Source organism: Bacillus cereus group sp. BcHK124, assembly GCF_027712065.1.
Taxonomy (GTDB): domain Bacteria; phylum Bacillota; class Bacilli; order Bacillales; family Bacillaceae_G; genus Bacillus_A; species Bacillus_A pacificus.
The window spans coordinates 521,177-548,029 of record NZ_JAQFPJ010000001.1 but is presented as its reverse complement, the minus strand read 5'-3'; the positions used below and the strand labels follow the sequence as shown (position 1 = coordinate 548,029).

Genomic DNA, 26,853 nt, shown 5'->3' with positions numbered 1-26,853 from the left:
TAAATAGAAGCAGCTTTATGATTCGTAATAATTACCATAATATACATTTGAATATGGCCATGTCGTTAAATATGGTTTTTGATCTTGCGTAGGTTGTTGCGATGGTATTTGCGGTAATTGTTGTTGTCGATATAATTCGTATTGCCTACTCGTATCATAAACCGGATAATAATTTACATATGGATATACTTGAGGTACGTAATAATAATACATTCATTCTCTCCTCCTTTTTCTTAAACATATTCAAAGGAGAAAATGAGTGTTACACTCTTTATATTTGCATGAGTGGTTCTCTCACTCTTTTCTTTCTGTTCTTTAAACGTAACTTACGGTTCTTTTCATATAAATAATGCACCACGAAATATGAAACTACACCAAACACAACCCCTAAAATCGTCATTCCAATTAATACATACACTTCACTCTGTAATAAGCTCTTTAATATCGTAAAAATGTGACTTGAAAACAAGTCCGATATCGTAAAGGGTTCATGATGTATTTTTTGTACATGAAATGGATAAATCATTTTCCCTAGCGCATACGCAAGCGGAAATAAAACTACTGGGAGAAACGATATTTTTCCAATAATATTGCCAATAACCGCAGCAGGAAAAGATCCCTTTGCTAACCTGACGATTGGATAAAATATTAAATAGACGAGCGATGCTGTATATATAACCAACATCTCTAAACCAAAACCAATCGCAAAACCTAACGATACTTTCTTCGCTCCTTCTGGTGATCGAAGCAACTTATAATATTGAAACTTTAATATTCTCCACATCCGCTGAAAAAACGAATATGTTTTCTTAGTTGTTTTCAAATTCATCATCTCTTTAACTATATTTTTTTATCTAGTATGTCCTTACATGATATGAAAAACAAATTTAGTTTACTCTTTTTATTATAAATGATATAAAGATGGTTAACCAAATATACATACGACATTTCAATATAAAAAAGCACACCTCCAGTTATTTACATCTAACAACTGAAGGTGTACATCCTTTAGGAAAGCTCTTCTACATTTTTAAATAAACTTACTAATAATGCTTTTTGCGCATGCAATCGATTACCGGCTTGCTCAAATACGATAGATTTTGGTCCATCTATAATTTCGCCTGTTACTTCTTCTTCACGATGGGCAGGTAAACAGTGTAAGAAACGATACGTTTGCTTCGCATGCTTAACAAGTTCTTTATTAATTTGGTATGGTTGAAATAAAGTATATTTCTCTTCTTCTCCCTCTTGCCCCATGCTCATCCAAACGTCAGTATAAATGAAATCTGCTTCACTCACCGCTAATTCAGGATTATGTAAAATTTCAATTTTCGCTCCTGTTTCTTCAGCAATCGCTAACGCTTTTTTTACAATCTTCTCATTCGGTTCATATCCTATAGGCGTTGCAACAGTCATATGCATTCCGACTTTTGCACTCGCTAACAACAATGAATGACATACATTATTTCCGTCACCGACGTAAGCCAATTTTATTCCTTTAAATGTATTTTTTTCTTCGTATATTGTCATTAAGTCTGCCAATGCTTGACAAGGATGATGATCGTCCGTTAAACCGTTAATTACAGGTATGCTCGATTCTTTCGCAAGCTCTTCTACATCCGCATGTGAGAATGTACGTATCATAATCCCGTCAATATACTGCGATAATACTTTCGCAGTATCTGGAACGGTTTCTCCTCTTCCCATTTGCATCTCTTTTCCACTTAAAAACATACCATGTCCCCCGAGCTGTACCATTCCTGCTTCAAAAGATACACGAGTACGAGTTGAATGCTTATCAAAGATAAGACCTAATATTTTGCCTTGCAGTAAAGGCTCTTGCTTATTCTTTTTTAAATATATTGCGAACTCAATTAAAGAAATAATTTCTTCTTTCGTTAATTCTTCTAGTGTTAAAAGATCTTTCGTATTTAATTTCGGTACTTGTACAGTTGACATGAAACTTCCCCCTTTATATAATTGATACGTTTTTTGTACAAACTACTTTTTTTATCATATATACTGCCTGTTCTAATTCTTCATTCGTCACAATAAGTGGTGGTAATAGTCTTATAACATTAGGCCCTGCTTGTAATACGAGAAGTCCCTCTTTTTCTAGTTGTTCTATAAAACTTGCAACTTCATGCGTACATTCAATTCCAACCATAAGCCCCTTACCACGTATATTTTGAATACATTCGACATGTTGTAATTCCTCTTGCAACTTCTGTAATACGTACTCGCCCTTTTCCTTTACTTCTTTTAAAAACGATGGTTTCTTAGTTATTTGCAATACTTCTTTCGCCGCAGCCATTGCAATATAATTCCCGCCAAACGTTGAACCATGTGATCCTGCAGTAAACGATGTTCCAAGTTCTTTCCTACCAATCATTGCTCCGACAGGAATCCCGTTTCCAAGTGCCTTTGCGACGGTAACGATATCAGGTTTTATTCCCATTTGTTCGTAAGCAAATAATGTCCCTGTTCTTCCGATCCCTGTTTGGACTTCGTCTATAATAAATAAGGACCCGAACTTCTTACATAATGCTTCAATCGCTTTCAAAAAAGATAGATCAGCAAGTATGACTCCTCCCTCTCCTTGAACAACTTCTATCATTACTGCCGCAACTTCTTCATTCATTACTTCCTCTAATGCCTTTATATCGTTAAAAGGCGTATGTAAAAAAGATGGAAGGAGCGGACCAAATCCTTCTTTCACTTTATTTTGCCCCGTCGCACTCATCGTTCCGAATGTTCTACCGTGAAAAGACTGCTTGCATGTTACGACGAGAGATTTTCCAGTATGCTTACGGGCTAACTTCAAAGCTGCTTCATTCGCCTCTGCCCCGCTATTACAGAAGAACACATAATCTAATGCTATGTTTTCTGTTAATAATGACGCGACTTCTTCTTGTAAGCTGTTTGTAAACAGGTTAGATATATGCCATATTTCATGCAGTTGCTCTTGTACAGCTTTCATAACAGTAGGGTGACAATGCCCTAAATTACATACGCCAATTCCCGATGTAAAATCTAAATATTGCTTACCGTTATGATCAATAACTTTCGTTCCTTTTCCCTTTACAAACTCACTCTTTCTTCTTCCATACGTTTGAAAAAGATGACTTGTCATGCAATACTCACACCCCTCGTTACCGTCGTTCCGATACACTCACCTGTAACCTCGGTAAAATCCTTCGTCCCATTTACGATACTAACCTTTTGCACTCCCATTTTTAATGATGCTAGTGCTGCCTGTACTTTCGGAATCATCCCACCGGTAATAACTCCTTTTTCTATTAAATTCACAATTTCAAATTCATCCGTTTTCTTTAGTAACTTTCCTTCATGTAATACCCCATCTACATCTGTAATAAAAATGAGCTCTTTTGCAGATAATGCAGCCGCAATTCCAGCTGCGGCGGTATCCGCATTTATGTTATAAATCTCATTATCATTTATGCCGACCGGAGCAATAACAGGAATATAATTCATATTTATTAATCCTTTTAGTAAGGCCGTTTCGACATAACTTACTTCTCCCACATATCCTATCTCCTCACTGACAGGTTGAACTTGAAGTAACTTGCCATCACACCCTGAGCAACCTACCGCACGTAAATTATGCTTTTGTAAATTCATTACAAGTTTTTTATTCGTACTTCCGCATAGCACCATTTGAACAATATCCATAACTTCTTTTGGTGTTACCCGTAATCCATCTTTTTTTTCTACGTTGATGTTACAATCTTTTAATTTGGCATCAATTTCTGGGCCACCGCCATGGACAATCACTACTTTATACTTCTGTTGCAATTTCTTTATACAATCAAAAAACACATCATGTAATTGATCCAACATACTACCGCCGCATTTCACTACAATATAATCGCTCATCTTCCCTCTCCTTATGTACGATAACAAGCGTTTATTTTCACATATTCATAGCTTAAGTCACAGCCCCAAGCTGATCCGGTCTCTTCTCCTAAATGTAAATACACATCAATCATAATTTCATGTTCTTGTAACCTCATTTCCATTTCCTCTTCAGAAAACATTTGAGGTTCACTATTTTTCAGCACTGCAATAGATTGAAGAGTAATATCAATTGTATTTGGGTTAATCGCGACTTCACTTTGTCCAATGCTACTAATAATTCGCCCCCAGTTTGGATCTTCACCATGTATTGCTGTTTTCACAAGACTCGAACCGACTATTTGCTTTGCAATTTTCTTTGCCTCTTCATTCGTTCGAGCTCCTAACACATTTACTTCTATTAACTTCGTAGCGCCCTCACCATCTTGTGCGATTTTTTTCGCTAAATCTTCACATACCTTCTGTAAAGCAAATACGAAAGTTTCCCAATCTGCATGTTCCATATTGATTGGTTTCGTTTCTGATAATCCACTTGCCATAACGATGACCATATCATTCGTAGAAGTATCTCCATCTACCGTAATTTGATTGAATGTATGATTCGTGATTTGTGATAATGCTGTTTGTAATACGTCATGCTCTATATGAGCGTCTGTCGTAATAAAACTTAGCATCGTTGCCATATTTGGATGAATCATCCCTGAACCTTTCGCAACACCAGCAATCAGCACCTTCTTCCCATCAATCACCATTTCATAGCAAGTTTCTTTCGTTATAAGATCCGTCGTTAAGATCGCTTCAGAAAAAGAATGAGCTTCCCTTTCTTCCTTCGCTGGGATAAGAGTAGCAATCCCATTTCGGATTATATCCATCGGCAGCGGAACACCAATTACACCTGTTGAAGCTACTGCAACATAATTTTCTTTCAATCCAAAATGTTCTGCTCCTAATGCACGCATCTCGTAAGCATCTTGTAATCCTTTCATTCCTGTACAAGCATTTGCATTTCCACTATTAACGATAATAGCTTGTAATTTCCCCTCAGTCGCTATACTATCCTTCGTTACTTGCAAGGGAGCTGCTTGTATTTGATTTGTTGTATAAACAACGGCACATGATGCTGGTGTATCACAAACGATTGCCCCTAAATCCTTTTTCTCTTTTTTCAAACCAATTGCATTGCCAATGGCCGAGAAACCTTTTGGAGTTACAATCGAACCATTTTCTACTTTTGTAATAGACGCTACTTTAATCATCATGTCCCCCCTTATAGATAAAGCGGCATATGTTGTAAACCTGTTGTTTCTTCTAGTCCCGCTATTATGTTTGCATTTTGAATTGCTTGCCCAGCCGCACCTTTCATCATATTGTCTATAACAGAAACGACTGTCACTCTTCCTGTTCTTTCATCGTAAGCTATCCCCATATCACAATAATTTGAGCCCCTCACTTCTTTCGGACTTGGAAACTCTCCTTGCATACGAATTCGAACAAAAGCCGATTGTTCATACGTTTCTTCATATAATTTTTGAAGTTGTTCTATTTCCATTTCTCGCTTTACTTTCGCATATAGTGTAACCATAATCCCACGTGATATCGGTATTAAATGTGTACTAAACGTGATTGGCTTCGTTTCTCTATTCCATTCCGCGAGCATTTGCTCAATCTCAGGAACGTGTTGATGCTCATTTACTTTATAAATACGCAAGTTATCGTATAACTCAGGAAAGTGAGTCATCGTTGTTGGCGTTTTTCCTGCTCCAGATACTCCTGATTTCGCATCAATAATAATCGAATCTTCTTCAATTATGCCGCTACGAACTAATGGCAATGTCGCTAATAATGCAGCTGTAGCAAAACATCCCGGATTTGCAATTAAATTTGCATTTTGAACCTCGGACCTTTTCCATTCACTTAGCCCATATACAGCTTTACTAAGAATTTCTTCTTTTGCAGCTGCCCTTTTGTACCACTGTTCATATATGAAAGGATCTTTCATACGAAAGTCTCCAGATAGGTCAATTACTTTTAAACCTACTGCTAATAATTTTGGAGTTAACTCTGCTGATACTCCTGCCGGGGTTGCCAAAAATACAATTTCTGCTTCTTTCACTATTTCCTCCGCATCAATTTCTTGTAACGTATGAACAAGAACATTTTGAAAATGCGGATATACATTTGTTATACACTCGCCAACTTGTGAAAAAGAATGGAGAGATGCTATCGAAAAATATGGATGTTGTTCTAATAACCGAATTAACTCAATACCTCCATACCCAGTTGCTCCAATAATCGCGACTTTCATATGCTCCTCCTCATATCGATTCTTTAAATTAAGTATGATTATAATATTGTATATTTATAGAGTCAATTAAATATTTATAAATTTCATAAACTTAAAAAACTTAATTTTACTAGAAAAACAATATACACAACAGAATTTTTATACACAAATAGTGCATAGTAGTTTTTTTAGTTCACTTCAAGTACAATAAAACAATACATACGTACATACAGGCGGGGAAAACATGAATGAAAAATTAATTGAGAAAATGATTATAAAAAGTTTTCAGCAATATCAATGTAATCCTATGTCAAATGAGGATCAGGAAATGCTTATTAAACATATTCAAACGATTATTCATTCAAATACTGAAATTGATGTATACGAGGCAGTTGAGGATATCGTTTACGATTATGTGACTGGAAAATAAAGTGAAACTTTAATCAGTGGGGGTTTTCTTCATCCCCCACTGATTATCAGCCCTCACCAATCGGACTTTTATGGGCAGTTGATCCCCCACCTAACTTCTTTGCTTTCGCTGAATTTTGAGGTGGGGGTCTTACTGCCCATTAAAGCGGGATAAAAAAATAGGAGATTTCCATATGGAAATCTCCTATTTTTTACTTAATGATTTGCCTGCTACGCGCTCAAATAAACCTGGGAATAAAGCATACAGTTTTGGACCAATGCCCATCCATTTCGGTAAGTTTACTTCACGCTTTTTCGTTTGCATCGCTTTTACAATTTGCTCTGCTACATATGTTGGTTTTAACATGTATCGTCCCATATTTTTCACATATGTACCGGATTGATCAGCTATTTCAAAAAAGTTTGTATCTATCGGACCTGGATTAATCGCTGTTACGAAAATATTTGTACTAGATAACTCCATGCGTAAACTATTCGTAAAGCCTAGTACTGCATGTTTCGTCGCTGCATACGCACTCGATTTCGGAGTTGCAATTTTCCCAGCAAGTGAAGCAACATTAATAATATGTCCTTCGTTTCTTTTCACCATATAAGGTAGTACCGCTTTCGTACAAGCTACTAATCCAAATACATTTACTTGGAACATATCTTTCACTTCATCCATTGACGCATCTTCAAACGTTTTAAAAATACCAAATCCTGCATTGTTTACTAATATATCAATACATCCTACCTCTTGTAATACTTTTGAAAAAACAGATTGTACTTCCGTCTCTTCACTTACATCTAATACATAATAATAGCAAGGCGTATTATAAGTTTCTTTAATTTTGTCTGCTAGCGCTTTTAATTTCTCTTCTGTTCTAGCTATTAATACTGGAGTCGCCCCCTGCTCTGCAACTTGCATTGCAACTTGCTCTCCAATTCCACTAGAAGCACCTGTAATGACGATTACTTTATTTTGTAAACGTCCCGTCATTGCTGTCACCTACTTTGCATAATAAATCAATTGTTGCGACGATTCATCAATCATCACTTGTTGATTATATGCTAAAAAGTCTAATTGTCCAACCGTTTCTGAAATAGTAAGTGGCAATTGTTCCTTATACAATACCGGAAATAGTTTTACACATACTTCAAATGCTGTCATTGGTTTTTCCTTTAATAACTCAAGCACTTTAAATGCACGTGTTTCTTGCTTTTGTAATCTCGTTTCAATAAGTTGTTTCACATTTAGAACATCTTCTCCATGTCCTGATAAAATGCGTGAAATATTCATTTCACTTAAACGCTTTAACGTTTGATTATATTGTAATAACGGGCGCGCCCTTTCTGTTTGTCCTTCATATGGTGGTTCTAATATTGGATTCGAAGAAATATGACTAATGAGAGCATCCCCTCCAATTAGTATTCCATCAGATTCTCTATATAATGAAATATGAGTGGAAGCATGACCCGGTGTTTCAATTACTGTAAAACCAGGCATTGAATCAATACGATCTCCCTCTCTCACAGTATGCGTTAGCGATCTATTACAAGAATATTTCAGTGTCCTTGTCGTCAATAACGCCTCGTCTTTCAAAAATGCTGCTGGAACACCAAATTGTAAAGCCGTCTCTCTAAAAAACTCATGATATCGCTTTAAAAATTCTGGATTTTGCGTGATCCACGGCTCATTCCAAGGGTGTCCAATAATGTTCGTCTTCTCAGAAAATATATTTAAAAGCCCACAATGATCCGCATGATGATGCGTAATAACTACTGTTTTAATATCTTCTATCGTATATCCTAATGTACATAACTGACTTTCTAACGCATTTCTTGCCTCTTCTGTATTCGTCCCTGTATCAATTAATGTTAATGTCTCCCCCTCAACTAAAAACACATTCACAGTTTCAACTGCAAATGGCACAGGAATCTCCATTCGGTGAATCGCCGTCATGCTTAGCCCCCCTGTCTCTTTCCGGTTCAAAAATGAATACTTCTTCAGTTTACAACTTCCTTATATATTTGTCATTATTTTCAGATAAAAAGAGGTGTTTCCTAGAAAAAAACGAATGTATGTACATTTATAAGAATTTCTAACCAAAATTAAAGGAGGAACATCATGTCTATTCAAAACATTTCCTTTCTCGGTGCAGGCTCTATTGCTGAAGCGATTATTGGTGGCTTGTTACATGCAAATGTTGTGAAAGGCGAACAAATTACTGTAAGTAATCGTTCTAATGAGACAAGGTTACAGGAGCTACATAACAAATACGGTGTCAAAGGTACACATAATAAAAAAGAACTACTTACTAATACAAATATTCTTTTTCTAGCAATGAAGCCAAAAGATGTTGCAGAAGCGCTTACCCCTTTTCAAGAAGACATACATAATAACCTGCTTATTATTTCGTTATTAGCAGGTGTTTCTACTCATTCAATTAGAAATCTACTTCAAAAAGACGTTCCGATTATTCGTGCCATGCCAAATACATCTGCAGCTATTTTAAAATCAGCTACTGCTATCTCACCTTCAAAACATGCAACAAAGGAACATATTCAAACTGCCATAGCTTTATTTGAAACGATCGGTCTCGTCTCTGTTGTAGAGGAAGAAGATATGCATGCTGTCACTGCATTATCCGGAAGCGGGCCTGCTTATATTTATTACGTAGTAGAAGCGATGGAAGAAGCTGCAAAAAAAATCGGTTTAAAAGAAGATGTTGCAAAGTCACTTATTCTCCAAACGATGATTGGTGCTGCTGAAATGCTAAAAGCAAGTGAAAAACACCCGTCTATTTTGCGAAAGGAAATTACCTCTCCTGGTGGAACGACCGAAGCGGGCATTGAAGTATTACAAGAACACCAATTTCAACAAGCGCTTATTTCTTGTATTACACAGGCAGCGCAACGATCACATAATCTTGGGAAAACGTTAGAACAGTTAACAAAAGAAAAATAAATAATGGAGCTCAATCTTACTTGAGCTCCATTTTTTATAAACATATATTTTTAGTTATTCGTCTTCCCAAAAATCTCTTCTTGCAGACGGCGACCAGTCGGTGTTGCTGCAAGTCCACCTTCAGCTGTTTCACGAAGTGCTACTGGCATCGTTTGTCCGATTCTAAACATCGCCTCAATTACTTCATCACATGGAATAGTACTCGTTACACCAGCTAATGCTAAATCAGCTGAAATCATCGCATTTGCAGCTCCTGCTGCATTACGTTTTACGCAAGGTACTTCTACAAGTCCTGCAACAGGATCGCATACTAAACCAAGCATGTTCTTTAATGAAATTGCCATCGCTGTAGCTGCTTGCTCTTGTGTTCCACCAGCCATTTCAACTGCAGCTGCAGCTGCCATTCCACTTGCTGAACCAACTTCAGCTTGGCATCCTCCCGCTGCACCAGAAATACAAGCGTTATTCGCAACAACCATACCGAAAGCTCCTGCTGTAAATAAGAATTCAATCATTTCTTCACGTGTAGGCTGCAATTTTTCTCTTAGTGCAAATAGTACACCTGGCACTGTTCCAGCAGACCCTGCTGTTGGTGTTGCACAAATAATTCCCATCGCTGCGTTTACTTCATTTGTTGCAACAGCTTTACTCACTGCGTCCAAAATCGTATCTCCAGATAAGCCTTTTCCACTCTTCATATACGCCTGAACTTTTACAGCATCTCCACCAGTTAAACCAGTTGGTGATTTCACTCCGCGAATACCACGTTCTACTGCTTGCTCCATCACGACTAAGTTCTTTTCCATACCAGCAATTACTTCTTCACGTGAAATACTTCTTGTTTCCATTTCACATTGAATCATAATTTCTGCGATTTTTACATTTTGTTCTTTAGCTTGCGCCACTAGTTCCGCTGCGTTCCGAAACATGGTGTGTCCCCCCTGCAATTATTCCATAATAGTTACTTGACAAATATTTTGTTGCGCTTTTATTTCTTCAATCACTTCATCTGCTAATATTTCATCTGTTTCGATGACCATAAGCGCTCTTCTTCCTTTTTCTTTACGAGAAACACTCATTGTACTAATGTTAATCTCGTGTTTCGCAAGGATTGAAGCTACTGCTGCAATAGCACCGAAGCGATCGTTATTTACAATAAGTAGTGCTGGACTCGTGCCTGATAATTGAAGATCGAATCCGTTTAATTCTACAACTTCAATTTTACCGCCACCAATTGAGCAAGCAACAACTTCAATTTCTTCTTCACCTTTATACAAACGAATTCTTGCTGTATTTGGGTGAGGTGCATTGGCATCCTCTTCAATGAATTCCACTTCAATTTCGCGCTCTTTTGCTATCTCTAGCGCCTCTGGAATACGTAAGTCATCTGTTTCAAACCCTAATATCCCACCTATTAGCGCTACATCTGTACCATGCCCACGATACGTCTTTGCAAATGATCCATATAATGAAATGCTTACTCTTTCTGGTTCATGACGAAACAGCTGGCGAGCAACTTGCCCCATTCGTGCTGCGCCTGCTGTATGTGAACTTGATGGACCAATCATAACTGGACCGATAATATCAAATACTGAGCGATACTTCATCATAACTCCCCCTAAACCTCTATGAAAAAATTTTTTACTATTCTATTAAGCTACCAAATCGGTTGCTTTTCCAGTTGTACTACGAATTTGTTCCGCTATACGAATTGGATCGTTTTTGAATAACAGTGAAGCGATATATCCTGAAATAATACCAGTTATAATATGAAATAAGAAACTTAGCATTACCTTCATTTACACATAATATAAGATAATCTACAGTAAAGTCTTGTAGCAATCCAAAGTTTAACACAGAACCCCTTACAAGCATAGCATAAACAAGTGAAACGCCCATTGCTTTCATACCTTTTGATGCCTTAAAGCTAAAAAGTGAAAAAGGCTTCATACAAATAATAGTAATGTCCTTCCTATTATAATTTCCATGTTGCCCTCTCACAATTTATTCAACTTCACTTGTTATGATAAACGTCTCAAACACATGTAGCCTACAGTAAATTATAATCTGTCCTCATTATAGCTTGTTTTTAATAAAACGCTTACTTTTAATGAATTTTAAAAGTTCTGAATAACAATCCATTTTTGCTATTTGTACTACTTGTATGTCGTCCGACTTATATAACAGTTTTTCTAAACAATCGATACTATGTTGTTTCATCTTATATCTTTACATCATTAAAACTTTCTGTTTCATCCTATATAAGCATAAAATGATAACAGTTTTATTTTTATTTTTTTTTAGAAATAAAAAAATGGCAACCTTTCGTCACCATTTTTTCACAACATTATTATCTGTCCACTGGAAATGATTTTAAATCTGTAGCTATTTCTGTATTAGAAAATAGCTCTCTTGCCTCTTTCAATAATTCCTTATATGTATCCCCTTGATAACGAGAACTAATATGAGTTAATATTAATCGTTTTGCATTTGCCTGAAGTGCAATACTCGCAGCTTGCTTAGATGTGGAATGAAAATAATCATAAGCTTGTTGTTCATCTTCTGCTGCAAAAGTTGCTTCATGAACAAGTACGTCAGCGTCTTGTGCTAGCTCTCTACTCGCTTCACAATATCTCGTATCACCTAAAATGGTAATAATTCTTCCCTTTTGAGGTGGGCCGATAAAATCTTTTCCGTTTAGTATCGTACCATTTTCCAATTCAACCACTTCTCCATCTTTTAAACGTTTAAAGAGTGGACCTGGTTTCACGCCCATCTCCAGCAATTTATCGACTAAAAGGGCGCCTTGTATATCTTTCTCTATAATACGATACCCAAAACATTCAATACCGTGTGACAATCTTTTCGTTTCCACATGAAATTCATTATCTTCAAACACAGTACCTTCTTCTGTTATCTCAACAATTTCAAGCGGGTATTTTACATGTGTCGTACTTACTGATAATGCGACTTCAATAAATTGTTTAATTCCTTTTGGTCCATACACTGTTAGAGGTGTAGTCCCTCCTTGGAACGAACGGCTTCCTAATAAACCAGGCAATCCAAAAATATGATCACCATGTAAATGCGTAATAAATATTTTTTCAATGCGGCGTGGACGTACTGATGTATGTAATATTTGATGTTGCGTCGCCTCGCCACAATCAAATAACCAAGTCTGTCCTCGTTCTTCTAACAATTGCAAAGCAATTGCTGAAACGTTCCTTCCTTTCGAAGGAACACCTGCACCAGTTCCTAAAAATACAAATTCCACTTTCTTTCCTCCAGCTCTTTATATAATCTACCTTTCATCTTACGGAATGTTATTTCAAATGGCAAATCGAATTTACATAACCAATCATCTAGACAACTATATATCACGAACATTATACTCAAAAAACTTATCAATCGTTCGTTTTTTATGTTAAAATGATTATACTACATTTTAAGGGAGCGTTTTATTATGAAAGAAGCATTTCGTTTACAAACTGATTTTTCATCTTCATTTGATCGCTGGGTAAGTTCTTTCGTGTCTGATCACCCAGCACAATTAGAATGGACGACTTTGAAAGAATTAATCCATGAATATACAACAACACATACAAATGATTCGTTACCAACATATATTTCTTCAGCTTTAACATATTATGCACAACGCGTTTCAACTGCAAACAGTTCAGAGATTGTTATTTTTGAAAATGTTACAATCTCATAATCTATAACAAAAAGCACTGTGATCAGTGCTTTTTATTTATGTTCATTACAATATTTATTTTCCAACTTTTAAAACGATTAGCACGAAGAAATGTGTCTACAAGTAGTAAATTATTAGAAAAAGAAATTATACAACGTTTACCAGAACGAACCGTATTGGATATACTTTGTAATGTCTCGGTCATTTGCATCACAGAACCAACACATATCATTTGCAGAGCAACCTTTGTTAACTACTGGTTCACCAAACTTAGTTACATTATTAAATGCTTTTAACATATTTCTCCCCCCAATCTTGTAGATTTCTTTGTGAAACTAGCTTCGAGATAATTATATACCAAAAAACAACAAATGGACGATTTAAAAATTAACTTTTCTGATATTTCAGAAAAAATGGTGTATTTCACTTTTATTTGGTAAGTTATTAGTAGAAATTCACAAATACTGCGAGGAGGAAAACTATGAAATATATACTAGAAACATCTAAATTAGTAAAAATATACGAATCAAATACCGTAGTTGATTCCATCTCATTGCATATAGAAAAAGGTAAAATTTATGGATTATTAGGTGAAAATGGTGCTGGAAAAACAACAACAATTAGAATGATTATGGGGCTATTACAGCCAACAAGTGGAGATGTATATATATTTGGAAATAAGTTAGATATTAATAATCGTTCCTTTTTGGGGAATATCGGAGCTATTATAGAATATCCAGGTTTTTATGGGAATTTAAGTGCTACTGATAATTTGAAAATTAGTAGTAATTACATGGGAGTTAAGGATTCTAAGGCCATCGACCGTGTTTTAAATATTGTTAATTTGCAAAACGTTCAGCATCAAAAAGTAAAGAATTTCTCTTTAGGAATGAAACAGCGATTAGGTATTGCTCGTTCGTTATTACATAATCCTGATTTATTATTATTAGATGAACCAACAAATGGCTTAGATCCAGCTGGAATTAAAGAGATAAGAGAACTACTCATTGAATTAGCTAAAGAGCATCAAAAGACAATTTTAGTATCAAGTCATATACTTGGTGAAGTACAGCAAGTAGCAGATAATATTGGAATTATACACGAGGGGAGACTCTTAGAAGAAAGTTCTATGAATAAATTAGATGATAAATTTGGAAAATATATAAGAATTAAGGTTAACAATATTAATAAATGTATTGAGATTTTAAAAGAAAATGTAAAACATTTAGATTATCGATTTTCTAATACAGATATTCTGATAAATCATTTTGAAGGAAATACTGCAGAATTAAATAAATTATTAAATTTTGCAGGAATCGATGTTTATGAAATTGTAACTGTAAAACAAACATTAGAGGATTATTTCATGCAAATAACTGGAGGTGGAGGGATTAATCGGTGCAATCTATAATAAAATCAGAACTTATTAAATTTAAGGGTTCTAAATTAATATATATTACTACTGTTCTGCAATTGATTCCCATATTACTTGTATTTTTGATTTACGCCGTTAATCCTAAATATTCTATTACTGAAACAGGTTGGAGCGAATACTATAAGACAGTTTATATGTTTTTTAACATTATGACAGGTACTGCTACTTTTTATATTTTTGGAGGATATATATTTGCTAGAGAATATCAAGAAGGAACAAATATTATTTTATTTACAAGTCCTATTCCTAAATTAAAATTTTATTGCGGTAAATTGTTAATTATATTTAGCTTTATTATTTTTACAATGGTTATACTGCTCATTCTTCCCTTCTTTTTAGGTATGTTAATTACTAATCTTCCTTTTACATATGGTTTATTTATTCAACAACTTAAAATAGTTTCATTAATGGCAATTATGCATTTCTGTTTAATACCTATAGCATCTTTTTTTGCAATTAAGTGGAAAAGCTTTCTTTCAGTAGTCTTGTTAATGTGTATAGTTTTATTTTTGAATTTAATTTTAGTTAATGTACCTGGAAACGTTTTGTATCCCTGGATAGTACCATTATTATTCAGTCCTCATGAAGGAATCGGAAGAACTTTTATTAATTATCCTATTGGTATTTGTAGTATTTCCTTTATTTTCGTAGTAGGTTTAATATTATCAATTTATGAATATAAAAAAGTCAATTGAATTCTTTAAATGGTTTCTGTGAAATTAGTGTGAGAGTCCTAAATTAATAGGACTCTTTTTTTAGGTAGAAGGATGGAACCGTCAAGAAGAATTGGTTTAGCAGTCACAAACGCTTTTGGGATTATGTAATTGATTTACAAAAAAAACCTCACACTATAGAAAAAACAATCCCTCTATAAGCTCAACAGGTCATAGTTGGAAATAAAAGTAAGGCTATGACCTGTTTTTACACGTATCTCGGCTGTACCCCACTATATAGCCAAGATAAATATATTTGAGTTTTCAAAAAATATGTTGACACTACAAAATTTCAGTGCTAACATTCAACATGTAATTGAATATGGTCTCTGTTAGGTGAGGCTCCTGTATAGAGAAACGCTGCTGCCCAAAAATGTCGAGAGACGCCAATGGGTCAACAAGAAAGGTCGGAATGAAGGCCTTTTTTAACGTAGCTGGTTTCAGTACCTATGCTATACAGTGCTAAAACTCAACGAGGGAGAGGTGCATGTATTTTGTCATACACAAAAACTGTTTTGATTTATGCTTACTAACAGTCTTTGTTGTGGACTCTTTTAACTGCGAATTCAGACCTTTACTCGTTTTGAGTAAAGGTCTTTTTACGTATATATGCACCTTACTATGAAACAAACATAGCATATTCAGAAACTACTAAATTGTACGGAGGTGAGGAACAGTTGGCAATTGATGATTCGGCCCAGATACCCATATGTTTTACGTTAATATTTCATCATGTAGGTAGGAAAGAAACTGTTCCTCCTAATTTTAAATAGTCGAGTAACAGCTTGTTTCCTCCTTCATGAAAAAGGAGGAACTACCGATGTTAAATTTACAAAGACAAGAAACGAAACATTCATACGATCAAGATTGTATGAAAACAAATCACAAATTATTAGTGGAAGTCGCAACGCAGGATGCAAACAAAGCGTTACGACTTTTAGAAACAACAGAAAATGGACTCTCTAAAGAAGAAGCGTCTCGTAGACTTTCTTTATATGGCCTTAATGAAATAGCTCATAATAAAACATCACCGTGGTACATTCAATTTCTGCTGGCATTTAAAAATCCATTTATTTTTGTTTTATTAGCCCTCGGCGCACTTTCTTTTTTCACAGATGACATACAAGGAACGATTGTCGTATCTGTAATGGTAATGCTAAGTGCAACGATTCGCTTTTTACAAGAATTTCGTTCTCAAAAAGCTGCAGAGCAGTTAAAGGCTATGGTTCGAACAACAGCGAGTGTCTTTAGAATAGATGGATTTGTACACGAAACAAAAAATGTAAAAATTTTAAAGCAAACTGATACAACGGAAATTCCAATTGAGGAACTTGTACCTGGCGATATTATTTCACTTTCAGCCGGAGACATTGTTCCAGCTGATGTGCGTATTTTATCGGCTAAAGATTTATTTGTGAACCAATCTTCTTTAACAGGAGAAGCACTTCCTGTAGAAAAATACGAAAACTGCTACCATACAGAAAATAAACATCTATTACCGAAAAGCACGAAAAAAAATTACAATCCACTCGATATGGAAAATCTTTGCTTCATGGGGACAAATATTGTAAGTGGTAGCGCAAGAGCGGTTGTCATCTCCACAAGTACCGATACGTATTTTGGCTCTTTAGCAAATAAAGTAATCGGTAAGCGCGTAGAAACAAGCTTTGATAAAGGTGTAAACAAAGTAAGCTGGCTTTTAATTACATTCATGCTTATTATGGCACCTATCGTTCTTCTCATTAACGGATTCACAAAAGGGGATTGGCAAGAAGCTTTCTTCTTCGCTATTGCAATCGCAGTTGGTCTAACACCTGAAATGTTACCAATGATTGTGACTGCTAATTTAGCTAAAGGTGCCGTTAACATGTCTAAACAGAAAGTAATTGTAAAACAGCTAAATTCTATTCAAAATTTAGGTGCTATGAACATTCTTTGTACCGATAAAACAGGAACTTTAACAGAAGATAAAGTTGTACTTGTTCGGCACTTAGATCCTAATGGTAATACATGTAATCGTGTATTACACTTTGCCTATTTAAATAGCTTCTATCAAACAGGATTGAAAAATTTAATAGATAAAGCTGTTATAAAACATACAGAAGAAAATCAAAAATTTGATCCATCCGTTTTTCAAAAACTAGATGAAATTCCATTTGACTTTGCTCGTCGGCGTATGTCCGTCATTGTAAAAAACAATTCAGGTGAACATACAATGGTCTGTAAAGGGGCTGTAGAAGAAATTTTATCTATTTGCAACTACACTGAAATAGATGGCAAAATTGCTTCTCTTACCGATGACATGCGCTTACATGTAAAACAACTAAGTGAGACTTTGAATAGTGAAGGTATGCGCGTTATTTCTGTAGCTTATAAAAAAAATAGACCAACAAATAATAAAGAGTACGCCGTACAAGATGAAAATGATATGATTCTCGCTGGATATATTGGCTTTTTAGATCCACCGAAACCATCTGCCGCTACTGCCATTCAAGCATTACAAAAACATGGTGTACAAGTAAAAATTTTAACTGGTGATAACGAAATCGTGACAAAAAAGGTATGTAAAGAAGTTGGATTAAATATTGGCGAGCCTATCCTTGGTTACGAAATCGATGCTTTACCTGATAAAGCATTAGCAAAGCTAGCCGAAGAAACAACTGTTTTTGCTAAACTAAATCCAATGCAAAAATCTCGCATTATACGAGTATTACAAGGAAACAGACACACTGTAGGTTATATGGGAGATGGCATTAACGACGCCGTAGCGTTACGGGAAGCTGACGTTGGCATATCTGTTGATACTGCAACTGATATTGCAAAAGAGTCTTCCGATATTATTCTACTTGAAAAAAACTTAATGATATTAGAAGCAGGTATTTTAGAAGGACGCACTACATTCGGTAATATTTTGAAATACATTAAAATGACAGCGAGCTCTAACTTCGGAAATGTATTTAGTGTGTTAGTAGCAAGTGCCTTCATTCCTTTCTTGCCGATGCTTGCCATTCACCTTTTAATTCAAAACTTACTTTATGATATTTCACAACTGTCTATCCCATGGGACAAAATGGATAAAGAATTTTTAGAAAAACCAAGAAAATGGGATACTGCAAATTTACGGAACTTCATTATTTGCATCGGTCCCATTAGTTCCATATTTGATATCATCACCTATGTGGTCATGTGGAACGTCTTCGGTGCAAATACAGCTAGCGAACAATCATTATTCCAATCTGGTTGGTTTGTCGTTGGATTGCTAACACAAACTTTAATTGTTCACATGATAAGAACACAGAAGATTCCGTTTATTCAAAGTACTGCATCAGTACCGGTTCTTTTATTAACCGCTTGTATTATGGTAATCGGAATTTATATTCCATTCTCGCCACTTGGAGCAGCCGTTGGATTACAAGCATTACCACTTAGCTATTTCCCTTGGTTAATAGGAATACTATTAGGCTATGCTTTCTTAACACAGTTCCTAAAAAAAATTTATATTAAAAAGTTTCATAGCTGGTTATAAAAATGAGAATGAGCGGGTGCTTCCCGCTCATTCTCAAAAACATAACTTGGACTTATATGTATGGAGGTGACCATGATGGTATGGTATGACATTGTACTAAGATTATTTATTGCAATTATTGTAGGTGCTTGCATCGGAATGGAACGACAATGGAGACATAGGATGGCTGGGCTACGGACAAATGCTCTCGTATCACTTGGTGCCTGTATATTTGTTTTATTATCCGTCATGATTGATCACGATGCTAGCCCTTCACGTATTGCCGCTCAAGTCGTCAGTGGGATTGGTTTTTTAGGAGGCGGCGTTATTATCCGCGATGGTTTTAGTATTAGGGGGCTTAATACTGCGGCTACCTTATGGTGCGCAGCTGCTGTTGGTACTCTTACAGGCGCTGGTTTCCTCATTGCAGCTATATTAGGTGCAGCTGGTGTTTTACTAGCAAACATACTACTTCGCCCAATCGCTCTCTTTATGAATCAAAAATCAAAAGAAGAATCACCTGAACAAACGAACTACTTACTTTCTCTCACTTGTTCAGAAGAACATGAAGCCCATATTCGTTTTTTACTTATGCATATGGTAAGTTCTGAAGGCATTGGTTTAAAAGAATTGTATAGTGAAGACGTAGATTCTAATCAAAAAGTATGTATACAAGCGACATTACACTGCAACACAAATACAGCAGTCTTAATTGAAAAAATAGTGAGCAGAATGCTATTAGAATCTGGCGTTACTGCAGCTGGTTGGAAAACTTCATTAGATTTAGAAGCAAGTTGAACATAAAAGGTGTCATGATATTTACAGCTTCATGACACCTTCTACATAAACTTATTTTCTAATTTTTGCTGAAAAGACTTTTCTTGCTTACGTAATAATTGACTACCTCGTTGTAAAAGCGGCATTCCATACTTATCATTAATTTGATCAATGACAGCAAGTAGCGGCTCTTCTTTCGCATCTTCTTCAAATGAAAACAAATCTAATTGCTTCACCGATTCAGTCTTCCACTCTATTTCAGTAGCTGTAACACCTAATAAACGAACGGAATCGCCGTCCCAATGTTGCTTCCATAAACGAGAGGCCGCTTGAAAAATATCTCGTTCTTCCCAAATGGCATTTTTCAATTGCTTACTCCTCGTTACTGTCCGCCTATCATGATACTTAATCATAATCTGAATATTATAGCTGACAAGAGTTCGCTTTTGTAATCTTTTACTCACTGATTTTGATAGCCTTTCTAACATATCAAGTAATTCTTTTTCTTCATCCATATCCTTTGAAAAAGTCATCGAATTACCAACGCTTTTATGTTGTCCCATTTGACTCGGATCAACTTCTCTATCATCCACACCTTTTGCCCTTCTTTGTAAATCAACACCATGCTTTCCAATTTTAGCGCGAATGATATGTTCATTTCCTTTTGCTAACTGTTCAATTGTTTGTATATGAATATCTTTTAATTTCTCAGCTGTTTTTTCTCCAATTCCATGCATCGCTCCAACCGGAAGTGGCCAAATCATTTCTGGAATATCTCGTTTTCGGAGCACGGTAATACCGAGAGGCTTTTTCATATCAGAAGCTGTTTTTGCTAGGAAAAGGTTTGGAGCAATTCCGATGCTACACGGCAACTGTAACTCTGTTAATAACGCTTGCTGAATCATCTTTGCTATTTCAAGAGGCGAACCGAGTGCGTAACAATCTGTAATATCTAAATATCCCTCATCTATTGATACTGGTTGTATTTTTTCCGTAAAACGGGAAAGGATTTGAAACATTTGAAATGAAGCTTCACGATATAATGTAAAATTAGGGCGCCTTACAACTAATTGTGGACATAACCTTTTCGCTTCCCAAAGTGGCATCGTTGTACGTATTCCATATTCTCTCGCCTCATAACTACATGTTATGATAATTCCTTTTCTTTCTTTTTCATTTCCAGCAACTGCTAACGGCTTCCCCTGTAATGATGGGTCATGAGCAATTTCAACAGATGCGAAAAAACAATTCATATCTACATGTAAAATAACACGACCTTTTTTGGGATACATTTCTCGCATAGTACTCACCCCCTAATCAGAACGTTCGTTCTTTTATTATATCAAATTTCGCACAATAATTATAATCATTACTTGTTCTTTTCTATCATATTTATTGCTATAATTTAAACAAAGTGGATATATTTGTAATCAGGGGTGATTATTATGAAATCGACTGATAAACTCAATTATACGTTTCTCGTAATTATACTAATCGTCGCAATCAATTATTTACTTCTTCCTATTTTTGATATGAACATAGCTGGTTTTCTCCCTCGCCTAGTCCATGTAGTAACAACTTACATACTGCCATGGATTTTCTTGTATTGGCTTATCCGCCTTGTAAAAGCAATCGAATCAAAATAAAAAGCGTGTAAATCAGTTGTGATTTACACGCTTTTTCTATTACATTACTTCGCTACTTCTTCAATAATTGCAACAACTAATTCTGCTGTTTTTGCTAATTCTTCAACAGGAATCTTCTCGTTTGTTGTATGAATTTCTTCATAGCCAACTGCTAAGTTAACTGTTGGAATACCGTGTCCTGCAATTACGTTTGCATCACTTCCGCCACCACTTTGGTGAAGAGAAGGTGTACGACCAATTTTTTCAGCTGCACGTTTTGCAACTTCTACAACGTGATCGCCATCAGCAAATTTAAATCCTGGATACATAACGTTTACTTCAACGTCTGCTTGACCGCCCATTTCTTTTGCAGTTGTTTCAAATGCTTCTTTCATTTTCGCAACTTGTGCTTCCATTTTTTCATTGATTAAAGAACGCGCTTCTGCAAAGATTTGCACATGATCGCAAACGATATTCGTTTGTGTACCACCTTCAAAACGTCCAATATTTGCAGTTGTTTCAGAATCAATACGTCCAAGTGGCATCTTCGCAATTGCTTTCGCTGCGATAGTAATTGCAGATACACCTTTTTCTGGTGCTACACCAGCGTGAGCTGTTTTTCCGCGAATAATTGCATTCACTTTCGCTTGTGTTGGAGCTGCAACAACGATTTCACCAACTTTTCCATCGCTATCTAATGCATAACCGTATTTCGCTGTAATGCGCTCACGATCTAATGCTTTTGCACCAACAAGACCAGATTCTTCTCCAACTGTAATAATAAATTCAATTGTACCATGAGGGATATTTTTCTCTTTTAAAACACGGATTGCTTCGAACATTGATGCTAATCCTGCTTTATCATCCGCACCTAAAATTGTAGTACCATCTGATACGATATATCCATCTTTAATAGAAGGCTTAATTCCATTACCAGGAACTACTGTATCCATATGAGAAGTAAAGTAAATTGTATCAACACCATCTTTTGTTGCTGGTAATGTACAAATTAAGTTACCTGCACCATGCCCAGTAACAGCCATTGTGTCATCTTCAAATACTTCTACACCTAAATCTGTAAATTTCTTTGTTAATACTTTGCAAATTTCTGCTTCAAATTTCGTTTCAGAATCTACTTGTACTAATTCCATAAATTCATTTACTAAACGTTCTTGATTAATCATAAGACTGCGCCTCCTGCACTACCATTATGTATGTAACACTGTTAATTATAACAGAATTTCGCAAAAGTTTCGAAATACAAGACAAAAAACAGACGGTTTATATGTCTAGATAACCATCTGCTTTCTATTACTCATTTAACAATACCCAGCGCATATGATCTTCCCACACTCCATTAACCATTAACATCTTCCTAGACACGCCCTCATACTGAAAACCTATCTTCGTCACTACTTGTATAGATGCTAAATTTCGTGGCATAATCGGTGCTTCTATACGATGTAATTGAAATTCCTCAAAAGCAACTTGAATCGCTTTTCTAAGCGCTTCTGTCGTATAACCTTTGTTTAACTCTTCCTTATCTAATTTATAGCCGAGTACACAAGATTGGTAAATTCCACGAACAATTAAATTAAATGAAATACATCCAATTATTTTCGTATCATCACCTTTTTTAAAAATCCAAAGCCTGATGATTTTACCTTCTGCGATCTCTTTTCTATCCTTTTGTAACTTTTTCTTTTGATAATCTAACGTAAAAAAATCATCCGGTCTATACTCTTCCCAGGCTTTTAAAAATTCACGATTTCTGTCGTAATATTGAAGAACTTTTTCAGCATACGACTCATCAATTTCCCTTAAATGTAAACGATTTGTTTCATATATTTTCATCATCGTATCTCCATTCTTCAGCTTGCATAACAAAAAACTTATACCCTATCATTCTTATATATTCTCTACGTACATACAAATTTCCTGTTATACTTTACACACACTTCTCGAATTTTGTCATTTCTCTCCCCCTTGTCCACAATATCATTTCTCGTTACAATGATATTGTACTGATTTGCAAGGAGGTTTAACGATGCATAAAAAAGCTCAAAAAGTTATGATTTATGTAATGCTAATTTCTATGCTTGTAACAACATTACTTGCTGGCGCAAGTATGTTTTGGTAAAAAGGACGTTCTGTTCGTCCTTTTTTTGCTTTTTACACATAATAAAATAAACCATCTCGAAATCGAGATGGTTTATTTTATGTAAAGCACAATCGCTACAATACTAAAGGAAAATGACATTACAAGTGCTATCACAAAACTTGTATATTGTTTCTGCTGAAATGCCCCAATAACAAAAGTAAGATTAAGTAATGCCATACATACAATCGCTACAAGATAAGAACATATATTAAAAGTTGCCAATATGAATGTAATAATAAATAGAAATCCCATAAAAAACTGCATATACGAAAGTTTTGGATTCAAGTACATATGAGCAACTCCTTTATCTAATTTGATCTTTCTATACTCTCATTAACGCATGGTTATGTACACATGTCAAGACAACTTATTACAATAGAAAAAACCAACTTTTTCGTTGGCTTTTTCATATGCAATGGCTCCTTTTTCTTTTGCCAATTGCTGAAATGACTTTTTCGATTTTACAATCCACACTTTCGTTCCAATTGGAGTACGATCAAATAAATACTCCACATCATTTTTCTTCATTCTTATACACCCTTGTGAAATATACTTTCCAATTGAACTCGGTTGGTTTGTTCCATGTATTCCATATTTACTCCCATCAGTTCCTCGTGCATTAAATCCCATCCACCTAGATCCAAGTGGATTTTTCGGTGATCCCCCTGGAATATCCTTTGCAATATAATACGGATCCTTTGCTTTCATTACAATATCAAAAGTTCCCTCTGGGGTTAATTCATTTGTTTTTCCTGTCGCGACTGGAAAAACCTTTTGAATCTTCCCATCGTCAATATAAGCTAGTTTATTCGTCGCTTTATTTACAATAATAAAAGGATCACCGGCACGTGGATTATCACCAAGGGGCCAAATAGGCGATAAAGAAAGACATAATAGGAAAGAGAGAAGATACGGCATAAATAATTCCTACCTTCTATATAAGTTCTTTTATATTATCCTTTCCCTTAAAACGACTTTTAATGAGTAAATATTGTTCCATTTCGTATACAAGTTGAACAAGTTTCGCACGTATCTCAAATTCTTCACGTGTAGCCGGCAATGGCATCTCTCTAAATAATTCTCTCATTTCTTGAAGCTGTCTTAAAGAAATAACCCCGGTACTCTGAGGGCTAATAGCATTACTAATGTTTTCAACCACATCGGCAATCATGTCAGCTTGTTCATATGTCCACGATAAAGAAGCTGCTAACGGAATCATTCGCTCTAAAATTTCGAATTGTTGCATGCGCATATTAAAATAACGATAGTAATAGTCATCTTCTCGCATAAATGCATTCTCAAGTTTCTTAAACGATAAATCTCTAGCTTCATTTAGCATCTGTTCAGTTTCAATAAGTTCTGCCCCGCTCCAACTACTTTCTCGATTTCGTAAATACACAACCATTTCAAACAAAATCGTTTTAAAATTACTTTCTATTTTATCTTGATACTCTTTTAGTTTATTTTCACTACTTGGCATATACATATTCACTAAGAGAGCCACGCTAATCCCTATCGTTAATATCGCAATTTCATTTCCAACAATAAGCCATGTAATTTGTTTCAATGAATATAGATGCATCACAATAACTGAACTCGTGACAATACCTTCTTGAATTTTAAGCATAACTGCAGTCGGAATAAATGTAAGTAATAATACGCTAATTGCTAGTGGTGTATATCCAATTGTCTCAAAAATACAAAATGCGAACACCATTGATAATACACAAGCTAAAAAACGATGTAACGATACTTGAAGTGATTTACGTTTCGTATTTTGTACACATAATATAACTAAAATACCCGCTGAACTATAAAATTCTAATCCTAATAACTGAGCAATAAAAACGGCTGCGCCTGTCCCTATTGCTGTTTTTACTGTACGGTATCCAATTTTGAACATAGCATTGCTCCTATATGTATAAACGTATTTACAGTTAGTATAAAAAAAGGATGACACAATGTCATCCTTTTCTACTTATTATTCACGTATCCTTTACATATTACAATATTTTTTGTAAAAATTGTTGTGCACGCTCACTTTTCGGTGCTGCAAAAAATTCTGCTGGCGCACTATCTTCTACAAGTTTTCCACCATCTAAAAAGAGAACACGATCTGCTACTTCTTTTGCAAATCCCATTTCATGTGTAACAATTGCCATTGTCATTCCTGTCGTAACTAATGATTTCATAACTTCTAGCACTTCTTTTACCATCTCTGGATCTAGTGCTGATGTCGGTTCATCAAATAACATTACTTCTGGTTCCATTGCTAACGCTCTTGCAATTGCTACACGTTGCTTTTGTCCGCCAGAAAGACGATTCGGATACGTATCTTTTTTATCTAATAAGCCGACCTTTTCTAAAAGTTTTTCGGCTTTCTTTTCAGCTTCTTGTTTCGTTACTCCTTTTACATTGATAGGAGCATACGTAATATTTTCTAATACAGTCATATGAGGAAATAGGTGGAAATGCTGAAATACCATTCCGACATTTTCACGGACGTGCATAATATTCGTTTTCGGATTCGTTACTTCTTCCGTTCCAATCCAAATGTGACCATTTGTCGGTGCTTCTAACACATTCATACAACGTAAAAATGTTGATTTCCCTGATCCAGACGGTCCAATAATCGCTACTACTTCCCCTTTTCCAATCGTTGTTGTAATTCCTTTTAATACTTCGTTTTTTCCAAATGATTTATGAAGGTTTTCAATTTTAATCACTTTTCTTCATTCTCCCTTCAATTGCCTTCCCGACTAATGTAAGAATAATGACTAGCATATAATAAATGAGTCCAACAAAAAGTAATGGTTCAAGATATTTAAATGTCTCCCCGCCTACGATGTAAGCACGGCGCATTAAATCCGTTGCGCCTATTACTGTTACTACAGCCGATTCTTTCGTAAGTGTCGCAAACTCGTTTACAAGTGCCGGTAATATATTTTTTAAAGCTTGAGGAAAAATGATATTTCGCATCATTTTTCCGTATGGAATTCCTAAAGCCATCGCCGCTTCTGTTTGTCCTTTATCAACCGCTTGAATGCCGGCACGGATTACTTCTGACATATATGCACCTGAATTTAAGCTAAATGCAAGTACAGCTGCTAAGAATGCCGGTATTTCATAACCAATTATTTGCGGGACACCGAAATAAATAATCATTAATTGCAATACAAGTGGTGTACCACGGAAAATTGATGTATAAAGGTCTGCCGCTATATTTAACGCTCGTATTCTAGCAATTTTGCAAAGTGCTAATAACGTCCCTAAAAGAAACCCTGCTAAAGCTGATACTGCTACAATTTTCAAAGTAACTTCTAGACCTTTTAATATATACGGTATCGAAGGCGTAATCGCCGAAAAATCTAAGTTCATTCTTTTCATTCCCCTCACAGAAAAGTGAA

The 26,853-nt window shown here is 35.5% G+C and carries 31 protein-coding genes and 1 riboswitch; of the genes, 9 read left to right on the top strand and 22 right to left on the bottom strand.

The window, feature by feature from the left end; all coding sequences use genetic code 11:
* Nucleotides 1–15: 15 nt before the first annotated feature.
* The 7 genes from PDK19_RS03020 to argC form a co-directional block, all read right to left on the bottom strand.
* Entirely contained in the window at nucleotides 16–213 is a 198-nt protein-coding gene (locus tag PDK19_RS03020) for a hypothetical protein (protein WP_000291952.1), read from the bottom strand.
* A 58-nt stretch (nucleotides 214–271) separates the two neighbouring features.
* Nucleotides 272–832: a DUF2062 domain-containing protein gene (locus PDK19_RS03015; RefSeq protein ID WP_014893525.1), complete on the bottom strand. Its 561-nt coding sequence runs from the start codon at nucleotides 830–832 to the stop codon at nucleotides 272–274.
* 176 nt (nucleotides 833–1,008) lie between these two features.
* Complete coding sequence (gene argF / locus PDK19_RS03010; RefSeq protein WP_000108855.1) at nucleotides 1,009–1,959, bottom strand: ornithine carbamoyltransferase; 951 nt, start codon at nucleotides 1,957–1,959, stop codon at nucleotides 1,009–1,011.
* A gap of 13 nt (nucleotides 1,960–1,972) precedes the next feature.
* Entirely contained in the window at nucleotides 1,973–3,133 is a 1,161-nt protein-coding gene (gene argD / locus PDK19_RS03005; RefSeq protein WP_000200519.1) for an acetylornithine transaminase, read from the bottom strand.
* Nucleotides 3,130–3,897: an acetylglutamate kinase gene (gene argB, locus PDK19_RS03000; RefSeq protein WP_001286774.1), complete on the bottom strand. Its 768-nt coding sequence runs from the start codon at nucleotides 3,895–3,897 to the stop codon at nucleotides 3,130–3,132. Before argB ends, argD begins: the two co-directional genes overlap by 4 nt.
* A gap of 11 nt (nucleotides 3,898–3,908) precedes the next feature.
* Complete coding sequence (gene argJ, locus PDK19_RS02995; protein WP_270706566.1) at nucleotides 3,909–5,132, bottom strand: bifunctional glutamate N-acetyltransferase/amino-acid acetyltransferase ArgJ; 1,224 nt, start codon at nucleotides 5,130–5,132, stop codon at nucleotides 3,909–3,911.
* An 11-nt stretch (nucleotides 5,133–5,143) separates the two neighbouring features.
* Entirely contained in the window at nucleotides 5,144–6,181 is a 1,038-nt protein-coding gene (gene argC / locus PDK19_RS02990) for an N-acetyl-gamma-glutamyl-phosphate reductase (protein WP_000861216.1), read from the bottom strand.
* 223 nt (nucleotides 6,182–6,404) lie between these two features.
* Between argC and PDK19_RS02985 the strand changes: the two genes are divergently transcribed.
* Nucleotides 6,405–6,590, top strand: coding sequence for a YqzH family protein (locus tag PDK19_RS02985; RefSeq protein WP_001003210.1), 186 nt, complete (start codon nucleotides 6,405–6,407; stop codon nucleotides 6,588–6,590).
* 183 nt (nucleotides 6,591–6,773) lie between these two features.
* Here the strand turns inward: PDK19_RS02985 and PDK19_RS02980 are convergent, their stop codons facing one another.
* Entirely contained in the window at nucleotides 6,774–7,568 is a 795-nt protein-coding gene (locus tag PDK19_RS02980; RefSeq protein WP_049112521.1) for an SDR family oxidoreductase, read from the bottom strand.
* Between the two features lie 9 nt (nucleotides 7,569–7,577).
* Nucleotides 7,578–8,531, bottom strand: coding sequence for an MBL fold metallo-hydrolase (locus PDK19_RS02975; RefSeq protein WP_049112518.1), 954 nt, complete (start codon nucleotides 8,529–8,531; stop codon nucleotides 7,578–7,580).
* Nucleotides 8,532–8,696: 165 nt separating this feature from the next.
* On the opposite strand from PDK19_RS02975, the gene proI reads away from it, so the two are divergent.
* The gene (gene proI, locus PDK19_RS02970; protein ID WP_000027269.1) at nucleotides 8,697–9,536 is read left to right on the top strand and encodes a pyrroline-5-carboxylate reductase ProI; all 840 of its coding nucleotides are present in this window, start codon (nucleotides 8,697–8,699) and stop codon (nucleotides 9,534–9,536) included.
* Nucleotides 9,537–9,586: 50 nt separating this feature from the next.
* Here the strand turns inward: proI and sdaAA are convergent, their stop codons facing one another.
* From sdaAA to rnz, 4 genes are all read right to left on the bottom strand, one after another.
* A complete protein-coding gene (gene sdaAA, locus PDK19_RS02965; RefSeq protein ID WP_000489463.1) occupies nucleotides 9,587–10,465 on the bottom strand; it encodes an L-serine ammonia-lyase, iron-sulfur-dependent, subunit alpha in 879 nt (292 codons plus the stop codon).
* Nucleotides 10,466–10,483: 18 nt separating this feature from the next.
* On the bottom strand, nucleotides 10,484–11,143 hold the full coding sequence (gene sdaAB / locus PDK19_RS02960) for an L-serine ammonia-lyase, iron-sulfur-dependent subunit beta (protein ID WP_000877446.1): 660 nt from the start codon (nucleotides 11,141–11,143) through the stop codon (nucleotides 10,484–10,486).
* Between the two features lie 45 nt (nucleotides 11,144–11,188).
* A complete protein-coding gene (locus tag PDK19_RS02955; RefSeq protein WP_001998205.1) occupies nucleotides 11,189–11,335 on the bottom strand; it encodes a hypothetical protein in 147 nt (48 codons plus the stop codon).
* 551 nt (nucleotides 11,336–11,886) lie between these two features.
* A complete protein-coding gene (gene rnz / locus PDK19_RS02950) occupies nucleotides 11,887–12,810 on the bottom strand; it encodes a ribonuclease Z (protein ID WP_000397443.1) in 924 nt (307 codons plus the stop codon).
* 189 nt (nucleotides 12,811–12,999) lie between these two features.
* Here rnz and PDK19_RS02945 point away from each other — a divergent pair, with 189 nt between their 5' ends.
* Nucleotides 13,000–13,251 carry a DUF3932 family protein gene (locus PDK19_RS02945; RefSeq protein WP_014893524.1) on the top strand — a complete coding sequence of 84 codons (252 nt, stop codon included), beginning with the start codon at nucleotides 13,000–13,002 and terminating at the stop codon, nucleotides 13,249–13,251.
* 137 nt (nucleotides 13,252–13,388) lie between these two features.
* Here the strand turns inward: PDK19_RS02945 and PDK19_RS02940 are convergent, their stop codons facing one another.
* Nucleotides 13,389–13,529 carry a hypothetical protein gene (locus tag PDK19_RS02940; protein ID WP_154214284.1) on the bottom strand — a complete coding sequence of 47 codons (141 nt, stop codon included), beginning with the start codon at nucleotides 13,527–13,529 and terminating at the stop codon, nucleotides 13,389–13,391.
* 182 nt (nucleotides 13,530–13,711) lie between these two features.
* Between PDK19_RS02940 and PDK19_RS02935 the strand changes: the two genes are divergently transcribed.
* The 4 genes from PDK19_RS02935 (at nucleotide 13,712) to PDK19_RS02920 (ending at nucleotide 19,681) form a co-directional block, all read left to right on the top strand.
* Complete coding sequence (locus PDK19_RS02935; protein WP_000875127.1) at nucleotides 13,712–14,641, top strand: ATP-binding cassette domain-containing protein; 930 nt, start codon at nucleotides 13,712–13,714, stop codon at nucleotides 14,639–14,641.
* Nucleotides 14,629–15,360 carry an ABC transporter permease gene (locus tag PDK19_RS02930; RefSeq protein WP_014893523.1) on the top strand — a complete coding sequence of 244 codons (732 nt, stop codon included), beginning with the start codon at nucleotides 14,629–14,631 and terminating at the stop codon, nucleotides 15,358–15,360. Before PDK19_RS02935 ends, PDK19_RS02930 begins: the two co-directional genes overlap by 13 nt.
* A 339-nt stretch (nucleotides 15,361–15,699) precedes the next feature.
* Nucleotides 15,700–15,867, top strand: a riboswitch (M-box (ykoK) riboswitch).
* A gap of 331 nt (nucleotides 15,868–16,198) precedes the next feature.
* Nucleotides 16,199–18,904: a magnesium-translocating P-type ATPase gene (gene mgtA, locus PDK19_RS02925; RefSeq protein WP_270706559.1), complete on the top strand. Its 2,706-nt coding sequence runs from the start codon at nucleotides 16,199–16,201 to the stop codon at nucleotides 18,902–18,904.
* Between the two features lie 75 nt (nucleotides 18,905–18,979).
* The gene (locus PDK19_RS02920; RefSeq protein WP_000262355.1) at nucleotides 18,980–19,681 is read left to right on the top strand and encodes an MgtC/SapB family protein; all 702 of its coding nucleotides are present in this window, start codon (nucleotides 18,980–18,982) and stop codon (nucleotides 19,679–19,681) included.
* A gap of 41 nt (nucleotides 19,682–19,722) precedes the next feature.
* On the opposite strand, the gene PDK19_RS02915 is transcribed toward PDK19_RS02920, so the two are convergent.
* Nucleotides 19,723–20,961 (bottom strand): DNA polymerase IV, encoded by a 1,239-nt coding sequence (locus tag PDK19_RS02915; RefSeq protein WP_001208836.1) that lies wholly within the window; start codon nucleotides 20,959–20,961, stop codon nucleotides 19,723–19,725.
* A gap of 144 nt (nucleotides 20,962–21,105) precedes the next feature.
* Between PDK19_RS02915 and PDK19_RS02910 the strand changes: the two genes are divergently transcribed.
* Nucleotides 21,106–21,306 carry a hypothetical protein gene (locus PDK19_RS02910; protein ID WP_000842873.1) on the top strand — a complete coding sequence of 67 codons (201 nt, stop codon included), beginning with the start codon at nucleotides 21,106–21,108 and terminating at the stop codon, nucleotides 21,304–21,306.
* 44 nt (nucleotides 21,307–21,350) lie between these two features.
* On the opposite strand, the gene PDK19_RS02905 is transcribed toward PDK19_RS02910, so the two are convergent.
* Together PDK19_RS02905 and PDK19_RS02900 are read right to left on the bottom strand one after the other, a co-directional pair.
* A complete protein-coding gene (locus PDK19_RS02905) occupies nucleotides 21,351–22,469 on the bottom strand; it encodes a tripeptidase T (protein ID WP_000609810.1) in 1,119 nt (372 codons plus the stop codon).
* Between the two features lie 127 nt (nucleotides 22,470–22,596).
* Nucleotides 22,597–23,142 carry a GNAT family N-acetyltransferase gene (locus tag PDK19_RS02900; protein ID WP_001993297.1) on the bottom strand — a complete coding sequence of 182 codons (546 nt, stop codon included), beginning with the start codon at nucleotides 23,140–23,142 and terminating at the stop codon, nucleotides 22,597–22,599.
* A gap of 190 nt (nucleotides 23,143–23,332) precedes the next feature.
* On the opposite strand from PDK19_RS02900, the gene prli42 reads away from it, so the two are divergent.
* Nucleotides 23,333–23,425 carry a stressosome-associated protein Prli42 gene (prli42, locus tag PDK19_RS02895; protein ID WP_000549038.1) on the top strand — a complete coding sequence of 31 codons (93 nt, stop codon included), beginning with the start codon at nucleotides 23,333–23,335 and terminating at the stop codon, nucleotides 23,423–23,425.
* Between the two features lie 72 nt (nucleotides 23,426–23,497).
* On the opposite strand, the gene PDK19_RS02890 is transcribed toward prli42, so the two are convergent.
* The 5 genes from PDK19_RS02890 to PDK19_RS02870 all read right to left on the bottom strand — a co-directional run bounded on the left by PDK19_RS02890 (nucleotide 23,498) and on the right by PDK19_RS02870 (nucleotide 26,824).
* Nucleotides 23,498–23,737 carry a DUF3894 domain-containing protein gene (locus PDK19_RS02890; protein ID WP_000281165.1) on the bottom strand — a complete coding sequence of 80 codons (240 nt, stop codon included), beginning with the start codon at nucleotides 23,735–23,737 and terminating at the stop codon, nucleotides 23,498–23,500.
* Nucleotides 23,738–23,803: 66 nt separating this feature from the next.
* Nucleotides 23,804–24,364: a L,D-transpeptidase gene (locus PDK19_RS02885; RefSeq protein ID WP_001146557.1), complete on the bottom strand. Its 561-nt coding sequence runs from the start codon at nucleotides 24,362–24,364 to the stop codon at nucleotides 23,804–23,806.
* A 16-nt stretch (nucleotides 24,365–24,380) separates the two neighbouring features.
* Nucleotides 24,381–25,349, bottom strand: coding sequence for an aromatic acid exporter family protein (locus PDK19_RS02880; protein WP_000472684.1), 969 nt, complete (start codon nucleotides 25,347–25,349; stop codon nucleotides 24,381–24,383).
* A 100-nt stretch (nucleotides 25,350–25,449) separates the two neighbouring features.
* The gene (locus PDK19_RS02875) at nucleotides 25,450–26,172 is read right to left on the bottom strand and encodes an amino acid ABC transporter ATP-binding protein (protein ID WP_000590225.1); all 723 of its coding nucleotides are present in this window, start codon (nucleotides 26,170–26,172) and stop codon (nucleotides 25,450–25,452) included.
* The gene (locus PDK19_RS02870; protein ID WP_001046921.1) at nucleotides 26,165–26,824 is read right to left on the bottom strand and encodes an amino acid ABC transporter permease; all 660 of its coding nucleotides are present in this window, start codon (nucleotides 26,822–26,824) and stop codon (nucleotides 26,165–26,167) included. Before PDK19_RS02870 ends, PDK19_RS02875 begins: the two co-directional genes overlap by 8 nt.
* Nucleotides 26,825–26,853: the final 29 nt, after the last annotated feature.